Source organism: Mesorhizobium sp. ESP6-5 (genome assembly GCF_020164695.1).
GTDB lineage: Bacteria > Pseudomonadota > Alphaproteobacteria > Rhizobiales > Rhizobiaceae > Mesorhizobium > Mesorhizobium australicum.
The window spans coordinates 161,655-179,058 of the sequence record NZ_JAIUGR010000013.1 but is presented as its reverse complement, the minus strand read 5'-3'; the positions used below and the strand labels follow the sequence as shown (position 1 = coordinate 179,058).

14 protein-coding genes are annotated in these 17,404 nt (G+C 63.2%); 9 read left to right on the top strand and 5 right to left on the bottom strand.

Annotated features, from left to right (window positions below; translation table 11 throughout):
- Positions 1-57: 57 nt before the first annotated feature.
- From LB524_RS21920 to LB524_RS21905, 4 genes are all read left to right on the top strand, one after another.
- Positions 58-1,083 (top strand): LacI family DNA-binding transcriptional regulator, encoded by a 1,026-nt coding sequence (locus LB524_RS21920; RefSeq protein WP_224530061.1) that lies wholly within the window; start codon positions 58-60, stop codon positions 1,081-1,083.
- A gap of 90 nt (positions 1,084-1,173) precedes the next feature.
- The gene (locus LB524_RS21915; RefSeq protein WP_015318373.1) at positions 1,174-1,653 is read left to right on the top strand and encodes a MarR family winged helix-turn-helix transcriptional regulator; all 480 of its coding nucleotides are present in this window, start codon (positions 1,174-1,176) and stop codon (positions 1,651-1,653) included.
- Entirely contained in the window at positions 1,650-2,828 is a 1,179-nt protein-coding gene (locus LB524_RS21910; RefSeq protein ID WP_224530058.1) for an HlyD family secretion protein, read from the top strand. Before LB524_RS21915 ends, LB524_RS21910 begins: the two co-directional genes overlap by 4 nt.
- Before the next feature lie 308 nt (positions 2,829-3,136).
- Entirely contained in the window at positions 3,137-4,669 is a 1,533-nt protein-coding gene (locus LB524_RS21905; RefSeq protein WP_140617140.1) for a DHA2 family efflux MFS transporter permease subunit, read from the top strand.
- Positions 4,670-4,716: 47 nt separating this feature from the next.
- Here the strand turns inward: LB524_RS21905 and LB524_RS21900 are convergent, their stop codons facing one another.
- Positions 4,717-5,247 (bottom strand): CAP domain-containing protein, encoded by a 531-nt coding sequence (locus tag LB524_RS21900; RefSeq protein ID WP_181166516.1) that lies wholly within the window; start codon positions 5,245-5,247, stop codon positions 4,717-4,719.
- Between the two features lie 70 nt (positions 5,248-5,317).
- Positions 5,318-6,541: a TadE/TadG family type IV pilus assembly protein gene (locus LB524_RS21895; protein WP_224530055.1), complete on the bottom strand. Its 1,224-nt coding sequence runs from the start codon at positions 6,539-6,541 to the stop codon at positions 5,318-5,320.
- 250 nt (positions 6,542-6,791) lie between these two features.
- Here LB524_RS21895 and LB524_RS21890 point away from each other — a divergent pair, with 250 nt between their 5' ends.
- Positions 6,792-7,616 carry a DUF2189 domain-containing protein gene (locus LB524_RS21890; RefSeq protein ID WP_224530046.1) on the top strand — a complete coding sequence of 275 codons (825 nt, stop codon included), beginning with the start codon at positions 6,792-6,794 and terminating at the stop codon, positions 7,614-7,616.
- Between the two features lie 4 nt (positions 7,617-7,620).
- Here the strand turns inward: LB524_RS21890 and LB524_RS21885 are convergent, their stop codons facing one another.
- Both LB524_RS21885 and LB524_RS21880 read right to left on the bottom strand, forming a co-directional pair.
- Entirely contained in the window at positions 7,621-8,253 is a 633-nt protein-coding gene (locus LB524_RS21885) for a LysE family translocator (RefSeq protein ID WP_015318367.1), read from the bottom strand.
- Positions 8,254-8,375: 122 nt separating this feature from the next.
- Entirely contained in the window at positions 8,376-10,361 is a 1,986-nt protein-coding gene (locus tag LB524_RS21880) for a TadE/TadG family type IV pilus assembly protein (RefSeq protein ID WP_224530042.1), read from the bottom strand.
- Between the two features lie 258 nt (positions 10,362-10,619).
- Here LB524_RS21880 and LB524_RS21875 point away from each other — a divergent pair, with 258 nt between their 5' ends.
- Together LB524_RS21875 and LB524_RS21870 are read left to right on the top strand one after the other, a co-directional pair.
- Positions 10,620-11,480 carry a TIGR01459 family HAD-type hydrolase gene (locus tag LB524_RS21875; RefSeq protein WP_224530040.1) on the top strand — a complete coding sequence of 287 codons (861 nt, stop codon included), beginning with the start codon at positions 10,620-10,622 and terminating at the stop codon, positions 11,478-11,480.
- Between the two features lie 6 nt (positions 11,481-11,486).
- On the top strand, positions 11,487-12,467 hold the full coding sequence (locus tag LB524_RS21870) for a bifunctional riboflavin kinase/FAD synthetase (RefSeq protein WP_224530095.1): 981 nt from the start codon (positions 11,487-11,489) through the stop codon (positions 12,465-12,467).
- 29 nt (positions 12,468-12,496) lie between these two features.
- Here LB524_RS21870 and LB524_RS21865 read toward each other — a convergent pair whose 3' ends face one another.
- Positions 12,497-13,051, bottom strand: coding sequence for an HdeD family acid-resistance protein (locus LB524_RS21865; protein WP_015318363.1), 555 nt, complete (start codon positions 13,049-13,051; stop codon positions 12,497-12,499).
- A gap of 188 nt (positions 13,052-13,239) precedes the next feature.
- Between LB524_RS21865 and LB524_RS21860 the strand changes: the two genes are divergently transcribed.
- Positions 13,240-14,052, top strand: coding sequence for a MipA/OmpV family protein (locus LB524_RS21860; RefSeq protein WP_140720936.1), 813 nt, complete (start codon positions 13,240-13,242; stop codon positions 14,050-14,052).
- Between the two features lie 284 nt (positions 14,053-14,336).
- Positions 14,337-17,321 carry an isoleucine--tRNA ligase gene (gene ileS, locus LB524_RS21855; RefSeq protein ID WP_224530038.1) on the top strand — a complete coding sequence of 995 codons (2,985 nt, stop codon included), beginning with the start codon at positions 14,337-14,339 and terminating at the stop codon, positions 17,319-17,321.
- The last annotated feature ends 83 nt before the right edge of the window (positions 17,322-17,404 follow it).

Sequence of the window (17,404 nt, the reverse complement as noted above, 5' to 3'; positions counted from 1 at the left end):
TGAGTGGCCTTGGCCGCAAGGTCCGCTAATGTTAGCGGGAACGGAAGGGGATTGGTCTTGGCATCCAGCATTCACGATCTTGCGCGTCATTTGAATATTTCGATCGGCACGGTGTCGCGGGCGCTCAATGGGCGCGCCGATGTCAATGCCGAGACGCGGCAGCGCGTGCTCGATGCGGCGCGCCTACTCAACTATTCACCCAACCAGTCGGGCAGGAACCTGCGCCGGGGCACCACGCATGCCGTCGCGTTCATGCTGCAGCCCCACCCGGGTGATCAGCAATATGGCGAGCCGTTTTTCATTCCGTTCCTGAGCGGGTTGCAAGCGGCACTGGCCGAGCACGGGCTCGACCTGATCATCGTCATGGGCGCGCCCGCCGACTATCAGCAGGAGCGCCTGCGACGGGTCGTCGAGACACGCCGCGCCGATGCCGTGTTGCTGGCCTGGACCCGGCGTGAGGACGATCGCATCGACTATCTCAGCGGGGCCGGCTTTCCCTTTGCGACGCTCGGCCGAAGCCAGTCCGGTGACGAGACCTATCCCTCGCTCGACCTCGATTTCGAGAAGGCGGGCGCCGACGCAGTCGACCGCCTGGTTGCACGCGGCCACCGCCGCATCGCCGCCATCCGGCCGTCACTCGACCTCAACTTCGGCTATCTGTTTCTTGACGGCTATCGCAAGGCGCTGCGGCGGCACGGCATCCACATCGATCCCGAGCTGATCGCCGACGGCTTCATCAACGAAGCCGGCGGCTACGCGGTGACGCCGCAAGTCATGCGCTCGAAGGATCCGCCGACAGCGATCATCTTCAACAATGACGCGATGGCGCTCGGCGGCTGCAAGGCGCTTGCCGAGATGGGGATCATGCCCGGTCAGGGCATCGCGGTGATGGTCATTGTCGATACGCCGCTCTGCCGCTATTTCTCCCCGGCGCTGACCGCTTTCCGCCCGGCATTGGAGCCGATGGGACGGCGGCTCGGCGAAATCCTGCTCGCCTCGCTGCCGGCTTTCGCCGGGCCCACGGGGCCGCAGACCATCAGGGAGGTCTGGCCGCTGGAACTGGTCGCGCGCGACAGCGATTGACCACACGCCTGTTTCCGCCATCCGCATTTGCCGGCTTTCATAGCGAAGTGGCATCTTGAATAGTAAGCACGCTTATTATATGTATCGCTCATGGTTTCAGATGGCATCGATAGATTGGGATTTTTGATCCACGACGTGCAACGCCTGATGCGCAAGCGCTTCGAGGCGCGCGCCAGCGGGCTCGGCCTGTCTTCGGCGCAATGGCGGCTTCTGGTCCGCGTTGCCAAGGAGGCGGGCGTTGCACAGGCGCGGCTCGCCGAACTGCTCGAAATCGAGCCGATCAGCGTTTCACGCCTGGTCGATCGGATGGAGGAGGGCGGCTGGATCGAACGCCGCTCCGACGCGACCGACCGGCGCGTGCGCATGATCTTCCCGACCGAGAAGGCGAATGCGGCCTATGCGGACGTCAAGAGCCTTGCTGGCGAGGTCTATGAGGAATCGCTCAGCGGCGTTTCGCCGGAAGACCGGCGCATCCTGATCCGGGCGCTGGATGTAATCGTGCAAAATCTGACGGACAGCGAAGCTTCGTCGCTTGAAAAGATCAAGAGTGCGGAAGGTGCGGCAGCATGAACGCGGTAGCCAAGGTAGAAGAAAACGCTCCCAAGGTGGAGATGGAAGCGCCGGTCCAGCCGGCATCAACCCCGGTCGCGGTCGCTCCTCCCGTGCAACCCGCGCCGGCGCCGAAGAAGAAGCGCCGCATCGGCCGCTTCTTCTTGATGTTCGCCTTGCCGGCGGCATTGATCATCGGCGGCGGCTATGTCTGGGTGACGGGCGGCCGCTACCAGGAAACGGAAAACGCCAATCTGCAGCAGGCCAAGGTGTCGATCGCCTCTGACACGGCCGGTCGTATCGTCCAGGTCGCCATATCGGACAACCAGACGGTCAAGCAGGGCGATCTCCTGTTCGCCATCGACCCCGAGCCCTACCGGATCGCGCTCGCCCAGGCGGACGCCGCGGTCGCTACCGCGCGTCTCAATGTCGAGCAGTTGCGCGCGGCCTATAGCCAGGCGCAGTCGCAGCAGAAGTCCGCTGCCAGCGAGGTCGACTATGCGCAGTCTCAATTCGATCGCGCCGCCGATCTTGCCCAGAAGGGCATCAACGCCAAGTCATCGCTGGATCAGGCCAAGAACGATCTCGACAAAGCCAGGCAGCAACTGGCTGTTGCCGAGCAAGGCATCATCAGCGCCAAGGCGGCACTCGGCGGCAACCCCGACATCGAAACCGACAGGCATCCGACGGTGATGTCGGCGCTCGCGGCGCGCGACAAGGCTGCCTATGATCTGGAGCAGACCACCGTGAAGGCGCCTGCCGATGGGGTCGTCTATCAAGCCGCGTCCTTCAAGGTCGGCCAGTATGTCGGCTCCGGCACGCCGTTGTTTGCGCTGGTCGAGACCGGCGACACCTGGGTCGACGCCAATTTCAAGGAAACCCAACTGACCAACATGAAGCCGGGCCAGAAGGCGGAGATCGTGGTCGATACCTATCCGGGCAGGACCTTCGAGGCGACGGTCAGGGCTATCGGTGCCGGCACCGGCGCGGACTTCTCGCTGCTGCCCGCCCAGAACGCCACCGGCAACTGGGTCAAGGTCACCCAGCGCATCCCGGTGCGCCTGGAACTGGCCGACCCCGACGCCAAGATGGCGCTGCGCACCGGCATGAGCGCCTCTGTTACCGTCGATACGGGCGTCGCGCGTGGCTGGCCGTCGATCTTCGGTCACGCTACGGCCGGCGAGCCCGCGAAGTAGTCTCGGCAGAAGCCCGCGGAGACCAGGCGGGTGAAAGCGAGTTGAAGGATTGGTCTGACGGGAGGGGTGGGAAGGATCAGCGTTTGGGCCGAGCCGCGTGGCAGCCGTCCAAAATCTGAAATCTTCGACACGGACCTGTCGGTCCTCAGGTTTCCGGGCGGCAGGCATCCGCTCATCAGAGACTTTCAGTCGATGTAACCCCCACATCGATAATCGCGTCCCACCGCGACGAAGGTCTCTCAACGGAAGGCTTTGCCGCCCGGAAACCCGTTGTACACGTTTCTGTTACCTTCTGGAAGTTCTGCGCCATGAGCACGTCCGAACCATTCAAAGAAGTGCCGCATCGTGGCCTGATCACGGTTGCGCTCATGCTGGCGACGGTCATGCAGGCGCTCGACACCACCATCGCCAACGTCGCGCTGCCGACCATGACCGGCGATCTCGGCGCCTCGCCCGACAACATCAACTGGGTGCTGACCTCCTACATCGTCGCCGCCGCCATCATGACGCCTGTCACCGGCTGGCTCGCCGACCGTTTCGGCCGCAAGGAACTGTTCCTGACGGCGGTGGTCGGCTTCACCATCTTCTCGATGTTGTGCGGCCTGGCGTGGAGCCTGGAAACCATCGTGCTTTTCCGGCTGATGCAAGGTGTGTTCGGCGCCGCGATCGTGCCGCTGTCGCAGACCTTCCTGCTCGACATCAACCCCAAGGAGCGCCATGGTCAGGCGATGGCCATATGGGGCGCCGGCATCATGCTGGGACCGATCCTCGGCCCCACGCTCGGCGGCTGGCTGACCGAGAATTTCAACTGGCGCTGGGTGTTCTTCATCAACCTGCCGGTCGGCATCGTCGCCTTTCTTGGCATGGCGGCCTATCTGCCGGCGGTCGCCCGGCGGGTGCGCAGCTTCGATTTCTTCGGCTTTGCCATGATATCGCTCGGCGTCGGCGCCCTGCAGCTGATGCTCGATCGCGGTGGCGAGGTCGACTGGTTTTCCTCGGTCGAGATCTGGATCGAGCTCGGTCTTTCGCTCACCGGCTTCTGGGTGTTCATCATCCATACGATGACATCGGAACATCCCTTCATCGATCCGAAGATTTTCCTCGATCGCAATTTCGTCACCGGGCTGGCGTTCATCTTCGTTATGGGCGTGCTGATCCTGGCCTCGATGTCGCTGCTGCCGCCGATGCTGTCGACCATCTTCGGCTATCCGACGGTCACCATCGGCATCGTCATCGGGCCGCGCGGTGTCGGCACCATGATTTCGATGCTCGTCGTCGGGCGCATCATGGGCAAGGTCGATGCCAGGATTCTCGTCGTCATCGGTTTCCTCCTGACCGCGCAGTCGCTCTACACCATGGCAAGCTTCACCCCGCAGATGGATAACTGGCTGATCCTCAGCTCCGGCGTGATCCAGGGCCTCGGCATGGGCATGGTGTTCGTGCCGCTGTCGACGGTTGCCTTCGCCACGCTCGACGCCCGCTACCGCACCGATGCAACCTCGCTGTTCAGCCTTGTGCGAAATCTTGGCTCGTCGATCGGCGTGTCGGTCGTGACCGTGCTGCTGGTGCGCAACACCCAGATCAATCACGCCGAGCTTTCAACCTTCATCAACCCGTTCAATCCCAATCTCTGGGCGGTCTCGCCGGCAGCCGCCGGCGGCGACCCGACGGCACTGTCGCAGGTCGACCGAATGGTCAATCTGCAGGCGATGATGATCTCCTACGTCAACGACTTCAAAATCCTGATGATCATGACGCTGGCCGCCATCCCGTTCGTCTTCCTGCTGCGCAAGCCGAAAACAGCGCCGGCCGGCGGCGCGCCTGCCGCTCATATGGACTGATGTAGCGGCTGCTCGTCAGCGGATGTCCGCTGCCGGCGATGTCTTTGCTACCTGCCGAGCACCAGCGACCAGTAGCGCAGGTTGGGGTCGCGGCCGTCACGGACATAGGCAAGTCCGAAGCGGTTGAAGTCCGGATCGAGTATGTTGCGCCGGTGTCCCTGCGAATGCATCCAGATATCGAACAGCTTCTGTTGGTCGAAGCGGCCGGCCGCGATGTTCTCGGCCGCGGCACCGTGTACGCCATTGTCCCTCATGCGCGAGGCGAAATCCTTGCCCCAGCCGGTGGTGTGGCTCATGTTTTCACGCTGCGCCATGTAGCCGGCCTGCTGCAATGCTGCTTGCTCCAACTGCGCGTCCGGGGTCAGCGGGCCGCGCCCGGCCGTCGCACGTAGGCTTGCCAGCGTGCCGGTTGCCGAGGAGGAAACCCCGGCGCCTTGCCCTGTCGGCAGCGAGACGGTGCTGCAGGCGGCAAGCCCAAGCAAGGCCGCCAGGCCAGCCGCCTTGAGCCCAGCCGCCTTGAGCCAACTGCGCCTGTTCAAGTTCGCGATCTGGTCGCAATCGATTTTCGAAGTGGTCATGCGTGCCTGACTCGGTCCCGATCATGGCTTTTGCCGGGCAGGCGGTGAAAAATCTCGATCGAAGCGGCCCCTAGTTCACAAGCGTGATGAGGCGGCTGGAGTACATCTCTCGATTTCCGAACACCGCCGTGCAGTCGGTCTTGATGGAAGAGTTGCCTGTCATCTGCACGGTCAAGCCAACAAGCCTCAGGCAGTCCCCCTGACCACTCATGTCCGAATTGCCGGCAAACGAAACGGCCGCGTCAGGCGCATAGACGAATCCGCTGATCACGGAATTTGCGCCGCCATTCAGGGTCAAGGCCGAAACGTTCCCGCGGCTCTGGAAGATGGTGATGCCGGCGTAAGGTCCGCTGGTGGGCGGGGAAAGGTTCACCTTTTCATTGGCATTTATGATGATCTGTGCCCCTTCCGTGAGGAATATGGTTACGCCCTGGCCGCTCAGGCTGCCATTCCCGCCCGGCTTCAGGGTGACGCCGCGCAAGATGTAGACGCCCGGGTTGAGCGTGATGTTTCCTGACAATGTCTTGTCGCAATAGGTGCCGGGCGACAGCGTGTAGGTTTTGCCGTTCGGCACCGGCAGGCAAAGTGTGTAGGGGGGAGGGACGATGTCGGCCAGGGGATCGAAGGACGCATATTGATGTTCGAGCGGCGTGCCGCAGGTGAGATTGGCAGCGGGCGGAGAAAGCCCGGAAGTGCCACCGACGGCCGATACGCAGCCCGCCGAGACCTGCGCGGAACCGCCCCTGCTGACGGCATCGGACGCGTCCGAGTTTGCCGCGATCACGCAGTTGCTCATGGCGACATCGGTCGAGCCTTGTAGGCTCACCGCCGCCGACGCATGCGGATCGAGCGCCAGCACGCAGGCCTGGGCGCCCGGGTGCATCTTGACCGTCGCCGACCGGTGAGCTGGCCAGGGGGCAGCGCCGTTGATGAAGCTCGGACGGTTGATGCCGGACGACAGCGAGATGTAATAGGCGCTCGGATCGCCGCTGGCGGTGGCCGAAAAGGCGGAAACGCTGTCTGAATATTCCTGCTGGTCGGCAATGCTCAAATTGGCTGCGAAGAATGTCAGCCCAAGCCCCTGGACATCGTTCGCGCTCATGCTGGGCAGGTATTTGGTGCCGACGGCAAGGCCAGCCGCGTCCAGCGAGTTCTGCAGTTGCGCGGCGTCATCGCTCGTGCCCGTCAGGTCGAGGGTGCCGGCGACGACAGCCATTATCGGCAGCAAGGCTACGGCGGTCGCCATGGCGAAATTGCCGCGTTCGCAAGACCAGAAGCCCTTCAATGTGAACATCGCCCCTCGCCAACGTTTGTAAAGCTCAGGTGATACGCTCTGGGTCTCTACGAGTAATTTAAGCAATAGCTAAAATGCATGGATTCTAAAATGAACTCAGTGGTTCGCCAGACGATGACCGCTCAGCAAACCTTATGAGACGCGGCGACAATCCCGGGAAGATCGGCTATTATGTCAGCGTTCTTCAAGTGGCAGCTACGGGCAGCCACCCTAGGCGGTGACCGCCCCCCGAGAAAAACGGAGGAAGGTTATGGCCGGCTTTCATGTCATGGCGGACGCGTACGGGATGCATGTGCAACCAGCGGTCCGCCGCATTTCCACGGCGGACCTCTGGGACGCGCTCAGACTTGGCGCCGATGACTTCTGGGCCAAGCCCTCGCATTACGTGTTCCTGTGCCTGATCTATCCGGTCGCCGGCCTGATCCTGACGCAGTGGACGTCCGGCTCCAACGCCATCCAGCTCGTCTATCCCTTGATGTCGGGCTTTGCCCTGGTCGGGCCGTTCGCGGCGATCGGACTCTATGAGATCAGCCGCCGGCGCGAGCTCGGCATGAACACCAACTGGCGGCATGCGCTCGATGTTCGCCATTCATCGGCGCTGCCCTCGATAGCGGTTATCGGCATCATGCTGTTCGCGCTGTTCCTGTTGTGGCTGTTCACGGCGCAGTCGATCTACACCAGCCTTTTCGGCGGCGAGCCGCCGGCTTCGATCGGGGCCTTCCTGCGCGATGTGCTGACGACCAGCAAGGGCTGGAGGCTGATCCTTCTCGGCAACGCGGCCGGCCTGGTCTTCGCGGTGGTCGTGCTGGCGACCACGGTCGTTGCTTTTCCGCTTCTGCTCGATCGGGATGTCGGCGCCGTTTCGGCGATAGAGACCTCGGCGCGCGCGGTCATGGCAAATCCGCTGCAGATGGCGCTATGGGGCCTCATCGTCGCGGTGCTGCTGGTGATCGGCTCGATCCCGCTGTTTGCCGGTCTCGCCGTCGTCATGCCGATCCTCGGCCACGCGACCTGGCATCTCTACCGCAAGGTGGTCGAGCCGGCCCAGATCCGGCCGCCGCGCCGGCCGATGTGACGCTTCAGCGCTGGGCGTCGGTCGCCATCTTCAGCGCCAGCGCCGTCAGCACGGTTCCCATCATCCAGCGCTGGATGACCAGCCACAGCGGGCGTCCGGCGAGGAAGGTGGCGATCGAGCCGGCCGTTAGCGCGATGACGGCGTTGACGCTGAGGCTGATCGATATCTGCGTCGCGCCCAGCACCAGAAGCTGCGACAGGACATGGCCCTTGCCGGGGCTGATGAACTGCGGCAGCAGCGACAGATAGAGAACGGCCACCTTGGGATTGAGGAGATTGGTCATCAATCCCATGGCGAACAGCTTGCGCGGCCGGTCCTTCGGCAGGTCGCGCACCTGGAATGGCGAGCGTCCGCCCGGTTTCACGGCCTGCCAGGCCAGCCACAAGAGGTAGAGTACGCCGGCAAAGCGCAGCACATCATAGGCATAAGGCACCGCGATCAGCAGCGCCGTGATGCCGAACGCGGCCGACAGCACGTAGAACAGGAATCCGACCGCAACCCCGCCAAGCGAGATCAGTCCGGCCTTCGGTCCTTGCGACAGTGAGCGCGAGATCAGATAGATCATGTTCGGACCCGGCGTCAGCACCATGCCGAGGCAGACCAGCGCGAAGGCGAGATGGTTGGCGGTATCGGGCATTGTTCGTTCCCAGCCTGCCGCGATGGATGAGAGACCATGCGAGCGGCCAATCTGTGCCTGTCACCGCAGGCGCCCGCAAGGGCTTGACGGCGCCGGGCGTTGCGCCAGGGAACGAACTCGGGTTAGCCGACGACGCGCAGGTTCGACAGCTCGTTGCCGATTTCCTTGAAATCGTTTGCCAGGCTGGCGCCGGTCGCATTCCAGAACAGCTTCGCCGGTTTGCTCGGATCCGTCGCATCCTTGCGGAAGCGTGAATTCGACGAGCAGGATTTCAGCGCATCGATCGCCAGCTTGTCGCTGGCCTTGGTCGTCGATAGGTCGAGCGCCACCGTCATCACCATGATGTTGGCTGCCTTGGCGTTGTTGCAGAGCGTGGCCATCTGCTCGTTGAGGGCATTGGTGTAGTTGCCGTTCGAATAGTCGAACTGACCGATGGCGCTCGATGTGCCCATGAACAGGCGTCCGACCGAGGTGCCGTTGTAGCCGGGGTTGAGGTAGCCGAAGGAGGCGTAGGTCGATTTCGAATTGGCGGGGTCGGAATAGCCCAGCGAGGATGGCGTATAATAGGTGTTGGCGCCGTCGGTCAGCACGATCACCACCTTGTCGTTGCCTCTTTCGGTTTCCGGGCGCCCTTGCGTGAACGGCTCTCCGCTCGAGACCACCCGCCAGCCCCAGGCCATGCCCTCGGGAACATTGGTGCCGCCATTCGGCTGCATCAGGTCGATCGCCGCCTTGATCGAGGTGAGCCCGTCGGCGACGCTGACATCGGTCAGCGGCGTGATCGGGTTGGTGGTGCAGCTGTAATTCGGCCCGTTACCGGCGGGCAGCGCCGGCGCATCGATCGGCCGCGGCTGGAAATATTTGGCCATGTTGCGCAGCCGCGATTGGCCGCTGCTGCTCGATGGATCGTCGTTCCACCAGCTGTTGATGGCACCATAAGTTACCGGTGCGGCCTCGTCGGGGTCCTGGGTGAGTTTCCAGTGATTGCCGGGTTCGTCGGGCGCGAACATCGGCACGAACATCGTTGCCGGATCGCCGACGCCGATGCCGGTGTTGGCCGAGCCACCGGACGGCGTGGCGTCGTTGATATTGTAAGGGTAGGGCCGTGCCTCGACGCAGCCTTGCCAACTGGCGAACGGACCGTAGGAATCGACATAGTCATATTCGTTGTGGCTGCTTTTGCAGGTGTTGTTCGAATTGTATGCGTCGCAGACCACGCGCTTGCTATTGACGATACGCTCGTGGTTGGTGACGACCTTCATGTCGCGATAAAGCGAAAACCGGGTCAGCATCTGGCCTTCCTCTGTTCCCCAGCCGGTGCCGCGCTTGTACCAGATGCCGTTGGTCTGCTGGGCGTATTTGTTGGCGCCGTTCAGCGTCGACCAGTCGAAATTCTCGTTCGATACCGGCGACAGACCCTCGGTGTCCATCCACGAGGCGTTGCCGTTGCCGGGGCCGACATTGACGGAGGCGGCAAAGGGCACGAGGCCGAATTGCACCGGCCTGTCGACCTGCTTGATCATCGCGGCCTGCTGGGCAAGCGTGTCGACCAGTTGCTTGGCCGCTGTTTTGAGCAGATCGATGCGCATTTGTCCTGAGCCGGTGCCGGGCGTGACCATCGATCCGGAATTGTCGAGCACCAAGGCAACCTCCAGCGTGTTCTTCAGACGGACTTGCGAGGTGACGTTGAAGCTGAGCCTCTGGTTGGCATCGGTCGCCGATTTGCCGACGAACTGGGCGAAGGCGGGGTAGAAATAGGGTTTGTAATTAAGTTGGGCGGTCATGGTCAGCAGGCCGCCGCCGCTGGTGTTGCTCGGCAAGGTAACGTTGAGCGTCGCGCTGGCGGGATCGATGTCGTTCAAATTGGCGTTGAAAAAGTCGAGCGCGTAGGCTCTCAGCTGATCGTCGGTGGCGCCTTCCGTCAGCCGGCGGGCCGTGGCGAAGTTGGCGGCGTCGAGCGCGTTCATCACCATCTGCTTTTCACGGTTCATTTCCGTGAAGTCGACCGCGATCGCCAGGCCGCCCATCAGCGGCACCATCGCCACAGCCGTCATGAGAGCATAGTTGCCGCGCCTATCGCGGCGGAACTGACGCCAGATTTCAAACATGCTTGCAGCAGCCCCCGCCGACGGATTCTCGGCCGGCGCCAGCTTTCCACAAAACGCTGAAGGACGAGTTTGGGAAACCGCTCTATTGCTTGGTCGGCGCTTCACCAACCGCTAACCAATCAAGGCCGCGGCTTGCGCCGCAATTCGCGCCGATCAAGGCGAAAGCTGGTGACAGCATGGGCCGGTTCGGATAATTCGAACCGGCTGCGGGGAACCGTCGGCCGCTGTAACCGCAACGATCATACTGAAGGAAACGGCATGGCGGATTCGCCTGAAATCGTCGGCTCGCTCGAAGACGTCTCGAAAGCCTATTCGGCAATTCTTTGCGATGTCTGGGGGGTGGTGCATAATGGCGAATGGCATTTTCCGGCTGCCGCGGCTGCGCTGGCAGCGGCAAGGGCGGACGGCACTCCTGTCGTTCTGATCACCAATTCGCCGCGCCGCCGCGCCGATGTCGTGGCGCAGATGAGCGTGATCGGCGTCCCGCCATCAGCCTATGACCGTGTGGTGACCTCGGGCGACGTGACCCGTGATCTGATCGCGGAGGGCCCGCGCAAGGTCTTCCACATCGGCGCCGACCGCGATCTGACGCTTTATGACGGCCTCGATGTCGAACTCGTCGAGGAGTTCGAGGCCACTGGCGTCGTGTGCACCGGGCTGTTCGACGACGAGGTCGAAAAACCCGACGACTATACGGAACTGCTGCGCCGGTTGCGCGCCAGGAACCTGCCGTTCATCTGCGCCAATCCCGATATCATGGTGGAACGAGGCGAACGGATCATCTGGTGCGCCGGCGCGCTCGCGCGCGACTACGCGCAGCTCGGCGGTCGCACGCTGATCGCCGGAAAACCCTACGCGCCGATTTACGAGGTCGCGATGAAGGAGGTGGCCGAGATCCTCGGCCGGTCGGTTGAGCGTTCGCGAATACTGGCAATCGGCGACGGCATGATGACCGACGTCAAGGGCGCTGCCGACAATGGTTTCGACGTCCTCTATGTCTCTGGCGGCATTCATGCCCGCGACTATGGCGATCCATCCCGGCCGGATCCGGCAAAGCTCGGGCTCTTCCTGGAGCGGCACGGCTATCGTCCGGTGGCCGTGATCGCAAGACTGCAGTAGGTGGCAATGGTCGCGTTCCAGCATCTTACGACAACCGCGCCGCTGCCCGCCGATCTGCGAGGGGGCGTGGTCGCGATCGGCAATTTCGATGGCGTCCACCGCGGCCATCAATCCGTGCTCGAACGGGCATTGGCGGAGGCCGTGCGGCGTGGCGTACCGGCCCTGGTGCTGACCTTTGAACCGCACCCGCGAACGGTTTTCAGGCCTGATCTGCCGCTTTTCGTGCTGACGCCGCCGCCGATGAAGGCGCGCCTCCTGTCGCTGCTGGGCTTTGCCGCGCTCGTCGAGCAGCCCTTCACGCGCGACTTCGCCTCGCTGTCGGCGGAAGCCTTCGTCACCGATGTGCTGGAGAGGGCGCTGGGCATTACCCATGCCGTGACCGGTTTCGATTTCCATTTCGGCAAGGACCGCCAGGGCGGGCCGGCTTATCTGATGGCTGCCGGCGAGCGCCACGGCTTCGGTGTTACCCTCGTCGACGCCTTTCGCGACGAAGGCGCCGAGGTGGTTTCGTCGAGCCGCATCCGTGCCTTGCTTTGCAAGGGCGAGGTGGCCGAGGCCGCCGGTCTGCTTGGCTATCGCTTTACGGTGGAAAGCGAGGTTGTCGGCGGCCAGCAGCTCGGGCGAACGCTCGGCTTTCCCACAGCCAATATGAGGCTTCCGGCGGAAGCCACGCTCAAGGAAGGGATCTACGCCGTCCGCTTCCGTCGCGCGGACGGTACGCTGCACGACGGCGTCGCCAGCTTTGGCCGCCGCCCGACCGTCGACGACAATGGCGCGCCGCTCCTGGAAACCTTCGTCTTCGATTTTTCCGGCGATCTCTATGGCGAGACTTGCGAGGTGTCGTTCTTCGGCTTCCTGCGCAGCGAGATCAAGTTCGACGGGCTCGACGCACTGGTCGTGCAGATGAAGCGCGATGAAGTCGAGGCCCGCGCGCTGCTTGGCGGCGTCAAGCCGCTCTCCGGCCTGGACGCCGCGGTGGCGTTCTGAAGCATGATCCCGAAAGGGGAAACGAGTTCCTATTTCTTCAACGCAAGGCCGACGGCGATGAAGGTCCAGCCCTGGAAGATCAGGTCGATCGCCAGGAACAGTCCGAGCACCCACAGGCTGTTGACCGGCCAGCCCATGGCGATGATCAGGCCCGCGAGCACGCTGATGACGCCCGCCGCGACAATCCAGCCCCAGCCGCGCTCCGGACGGTGGCTGTAGCCGACCCAGGCCCGCAGCGCGCCGGAAGCGACGAGCGCGATGGCCAGCAGGAAGGTCAGCACCGCCGAGGCGAGCAGCGGATTGTCGAAAGCGAAGAACCCTGCGACCGCATAAAGCAGTCCGCTGAGCAGCCAGTAGAAGAAGCGGCCCCAGGTCTTGACCCCGAAAGCATGCATGATCTCGATGATGCCGGCCACCAGCATCAGCCATCCGACAACGTAGACGGAAGCCACCGTGGCGATGAACAGATTGCCGAAGGCTACACCGCCGAGGATCAGCAGCACCACGCCCAGACCGACGAACCATCCCCATTTGTCACGCGTCCGGCCGATCGCGTTCTTCAGAGTATCGCCGTGCAAGGTCATGTCGCCACCTCCATAGAGGACCGCCAGCATGCAGGGAGGTTACCCTCGGCGCCGACCCGCGTCCAGCCGATGGCGGGCGCGATGGTGCAGGCAATGCGCGCTGGATGTCTCGCCCTTAAATCAAATTTTACCAAAGCCTCGTCAAAGCTGTCGCCGCAGGGCAGTTGTATCGTGTTAGTGGAGTGACCATGAGTCAGGTCGGGAAGATTTCTGTAGCCGTGGCTACTGTCGTGCTCGCCATGTCAGGCGCGGCCGAAGCCGGTGATGGCGCTTTCGGCTGGCTGTCCGGCGACTGGTATCTGACGGTCGGCGCGACCGGCCTGGTGGCGCCCAATTTCGAAGGCGGCAAGAAATACATGCTGAGCGCCCAGCCCATCATTTCGCTGGGCAAGGCCGGCCCTGCTGCTCGCTTCACCTCACGCAACGACAATATTTCGCTGGCGCTTGTCGACGACGGCGGCGTCCGTGCAGGCCTGACCGGCAAGTTCCTGTTCTCGCGCGACGACGGCGATGCCGACGAGCTCAGGGGGCTCGACCCGGTCCGCTGGGGCGGCGAGGTCGGCGGCTTCTTCGAATTCTATCCGACGGACTGGATGCGCGCGCGCGCGGAATTGCGGCATGGCATCCGAGCCCATAACGGCTTTGTCGCCGACATCGCCGCCGATGCTTTCTACGACGTGACGCCAACCGTCAGGATCTCGGGTGGCCCGCGCGTGTCGTTCGCCTCGGCGAACTATTTCGATGCCTATTACGGTGTCAACGCGCAGGAAGCCGTGGCCTCGGGCCTGAGCCAGTACAATCCCGGCGGCGGCCTGAAATCCGTCGGCCTCGGTGGCGCGGTGACCTGGAAGGTGACCGATCCGATGACTGCCAGCCTGTTTGGCGAATATTCGCGCCTGGAGGGTCCGGCCGCCGATTCCAGCCTGGTCAGGGAGCGTGGCGACCGCAACCAGTTCATGGTCGGCGTGTCGACCACCTACCGCTTCGACTTCAAGATGTAAGCGAATCGAACGAGACGCTTTATTCCTGCGCTCTTCTCCGCTAAAAGCCCAGCAATGACGAGCTTTTTGCGCCTTCACGCGCCGACGATACGAATTACCAGCCCGGTGTTCCCAGCAGCCTGAAGGCTGTAGGAGCTGCCGGGAATATTGCGCGCGGCCTCTCGCGCTTTTCCAGATCATCAAAGCATGTCGCCCCGAGTGGGCCCCGTTTTTGGGAACGGCATGCGTGTAAAATAGAGTTTCACGCCGCAAGCCACGTGGCCCGGCATGCACATGGCAGACCAATGACCGACGAAACCCAATCGAAGATCGACTATTCGAAGACCCTTTATCTGCCGCAGACGGAGTTTCCGATGCGCGCCGGCCTGCCCGAGAAGGAGCCGGTGCTGGTCAAGCGCTGGCAGGACATGGACCTCTACCGCAAGCTGCGCGAGAGCGCGGCGGGGCGTACAAAATACGTGCTGCATGACGGCCCGCCCTACGCCAACGGCAACATCCATATCGGCCACGCGCTGAACAAGATCCTCAAGGACGTTATCACCCGCTCATTCCAGATGCGCGGCTATGACTCGAACTATGTGCCCGGCTGGGACTGTCACGGCCTGCCGATCGAATGGAAGATCGAGGAACAATACCGCGCCAAGGGCAAGAACAAGGACGAGGTGCCGGTCAACGAATTCCGCCAGGAATGCCGTGAATTCGCCGCGCACTGGATCTCGGTGCAGGGTGGAGAGTTCCAGCGTCTCGGTGTCATCGGCGACTTCAAGAACCCTTATACGACCATGGCCTTCCACGCCGAGTCGCGCATCGCGGGTGAATTGTTGAAGTTCGCCATGTCCGGCCAGCTCTACCGTGGTTCGAAGCCGGTGATGTGGAGCGTCGTCGAGCGGACTGCGCTCGCCGAGGCCGAGATCGAGTACCAGGACTACGAGTCCGACACGATCTGGGCGAAGTTTCCGGTGGCCAATCTCGTGGTAGCCAGTGTCGTGGACGGGCAGCCGGCGGAGCTCGATCCGGACCTGAGCGGTCGGTCGCTTGACCTGCTGGATGCTCATGTCGTCATCTGGACGACGACGCCGTGGACCATCCCGGGCAATCGCGCCGTCAGCTATTCGCCGCGTGTCGCCTACGGCCTCTACAAGGTGACGGCGGCCGAGAATGCGTTTGGCCCGCAGCCAGGCGAGAAGCTGATCTTTGCCGATGCGCTGGCAGAGGAAAGCCAGGCCAAGGCCAAGGTCACCTTGAAGCGTCTTCACGGCATCAGCGCCGAACAGCTTGGAAATCTTGTGCTTTCGCATCCCTTCAAGGGCCTCGGTGGCGGCTATGAATTCCCGGTTGCGATGATTGCCGGCGACCATGTCACCGACGATGCCGGCACCGGCTTCGTGCACACCGCTCCCGGCCATGGCCGGGAGGACTTTGATGCCTGGATGGACGCCGCGCCCGCGCTGCGCCAACGTGGCATCGACACCGAAATCCCGTTCACCGTCGACGATGCCGGCTTCTTCACCAAGGACGCGCCGGGCCTCGGCCCTGACCGCGAAGGCGGAGCCGCGCGCGTGATCGACGACAATGGCAAGAAGGGCAACGCCAACCAGGCGGTCATCGATGAGCTGATCAAGCGCAATGCGCTGTTCGCGCGCGGCCGGCTGAAGCACAGCTACCCGCATTCATGGCGTTCGAAGAAGCCGGTCATCTTCCGCAACACGCCGCAATGGTTCGTCTACATGGACAAGGACCTCGGCGACGGCACCACGCTGCGGGGCCGCGCGCTGAAGGCCATCGACGAGACGCGCTTTGTCCCGGCCGCCGGCCAGAACCGCATTCGCGCCATGATCGAGGAGCGCCCGGACTGGGTGCTGTCGCGCCAGCGCGCCTGGGGCGTGCCGATCGCCGTCTTCGCCGACGAGGATGGCAATGTGCTGAAGGATGAGGCCGTCAACCGCCGCATCATGGACGCCTTCGAGGCGGAAGGCGCCGACGCCTGGTTCGCGCCCGGCGCCAAGGAGCGCTTCCTCGGCAATCACGATGCCTCCAAATGGAAGCAGGTGATGGACATTCTCGACGTCTGGTTCGATTCGGGCTCGACACATGTCTTCACCTTGGAAGACCGGCCCGACCTGAAGTGGCCGGCCGACGTCTATCTCGAAGGCTCCGACCAGCATCGCGGCTGGTTCCACTCCTCGCTGCTCGAAAGTTGCGGCACCAGGGGCAGGGCGCCTTACGACACCGTCGTCACCCATGGCTTCACCATGGACGAGGATGGGCGCAAGATGTCGAAATCGCTCGGCAACACGGTCGTGCCGCAGGATGTGATCAAGCAGTCCGGCGCCGATATCCTGCGGCTCTGGGTGGTGACGACCGACTATTGGGAAGACCAGCGCCTCGGCAAGAACGTGCTGCAGACCAACATCGACGCCTATCGCAAGCTGCGCAACACCATACGCTGGATGCTGGGCACGCTCGCCCATGACGATGGTGAGGTCGTTCCCCTGGAGACGATGCCGGAGCTTGAGCGGCTGATGCTGCACCGGCTGGCCGAACTCGACGAGGTGGTACGCCAGGGCTACGACGCCTTCGAGTTCAAGCGCATCACGCGCGCACTGCTCGATTTCATGGTGGTCGAGCTGTCGGCCTTCTATTTCGATATCCGCAAGGACGCGCTCTACTGCGACGGCCCGTCGAGCGTGAAGCGCAAGGCCTCGGTCCAGGTGGTGCGCCATCTCTTCGACTGCCTGGTGAAATGGCTGGCGCCGATGCTGCCCTTCACCATGGAGGAGGCGTGGCTGGAGCGTCATGCCGATGGGGTGTCGGTGCATCTCGACCAGTTCCCGCAAATCCCTGCGGGTTGGAGGAACGAGGCGCTGGCGGAGAAATGGCGCAAGGTCAGGCAGGTGCGCCGCGTCGTCACCGGCGCGCTCGAGATTGCGCGTGCCCAGAAGGTGATCGGCTCCTCGCTGGAGGCTGTCCCCGTGGTCACGATCAACGACGCGGCGCTCGAGGCGGCGATATCGGACGTCGACATGGCTGAAATGGCCATCACCAGCGATCTCGTCATTGCCCATGGCGAGGCGCCGCGAACCGCCTTCGCCCTCGATGATGTTAAGGGCGTTGCCGTGGTCGTCGAGAAAGCGGAGGATCGCGGCCTGGTCAAATGCGCGCGTTCCTGGCGCTACACCGCCGATGTCGGGCAGGATTCCGAGTTTCCGGATGTTTCGGCACGGGATGCCGCGGTGCTGCACGAACTGAAAGCGCTGGGAAGGCTCTAGTGCCTGTCGCCCAAAGAAGTGCACAAATGCCACGCCGCGCGGGTGCAAACCCGCCCGTGCGTTGCCCTTAACGAGTGGTTGAG

Bases quoted from the DNA above. Each gene is read 5' to 3' on its own strand.
- LB524_RS21880 (WP_224530042.1), bottom strand. From the start codon at position 10,361: ATGTTTGAAATCTGGCGTCAGTTCCGCCGCGATAGGCGCGGCAACTAT.
- ileS (WP_224530038.1), top strand. From the start codon at position 14,337: ATGACCGACGAAACCCAATCGAAGATCGACTATTCGAAGACCCTTTAT.
- LB524_RS21900 (WP_181166516.1), bottom strand. From the start codon at position 5,247: ATGACCACTTCGAAAATCGATTGCGACCAGATCGCGAACTTGAACAGG.
- LB524_RS21895 (WP_224530055.1), bottom strand. From the start codon at position 6,541: ATGTTCACATTGAAGGGCTTCTGGTCTTGCGAACGCGGCAATTTCGCC.
- LB524_RS21885 (WP_015318367.1), bottom strand. From the start codon at position 8,253: ATGCCCGATACCGCCAACCATCTCGCCTTCGCGCTGGTCTGCCTCGGC.
- LB524_RS21875 (WP_224530040.1), top strand. From the start codon at position 10,620: ATGGCGGATTCGCCTGAAATCGTCGGCTCGCTCGAAGACGTCTCGAAA.
- LB524_RS21910 (WP_224530058.1), top strand. From the start codon at position 1,650: ATGAACGCGGTAGCCAAGGTAGAAGAAAACGCTCCCAAGGTGGAGATG.
- LB524_RS21890 (WP_224530046.1), top strand. From the start codon at position 6,792: ATGGCCGGCTTTCATGTCATGGCGGACGCGTACGGGATGCATGTGCAA.
- LB524_RS21860 (WP_140720936.1), top strand. From the start codon at position 13,240: ATGAGTCAGGTCGGGAAGATTTCTGTAGCCGTGGCTACTGTCGTGCTC.
- LB524_RS21870 (WP_224530095.1), top strand. From the start codon at position 11,487: ATGGTCGCGTTCCAGCATCTTACGACAACCGCGCCGCTGCCCGCCGAT.
- LB524_RS21915 (WP_015318373.1), top strand. From the start codon at position 1,174: ATGGTTTCAGATGGCATCGATAGATTGGGATTTTTGATCCACGACGTG.
- LB524_RS21905 (WP_140617140.1), top strand. From the start codon at position 3,137: ATGAGCACGTCCGAACCATTCAAAGAAGTGCCGCATCGTGGCCTGATC.
- LB524_RS21865 (WP_015318363.1), bottom strand. From the start codon at position 13,051: ATGACCTTGCACGGCGATACTCTGAAGAACGCGATCGGCCGGACGCGT.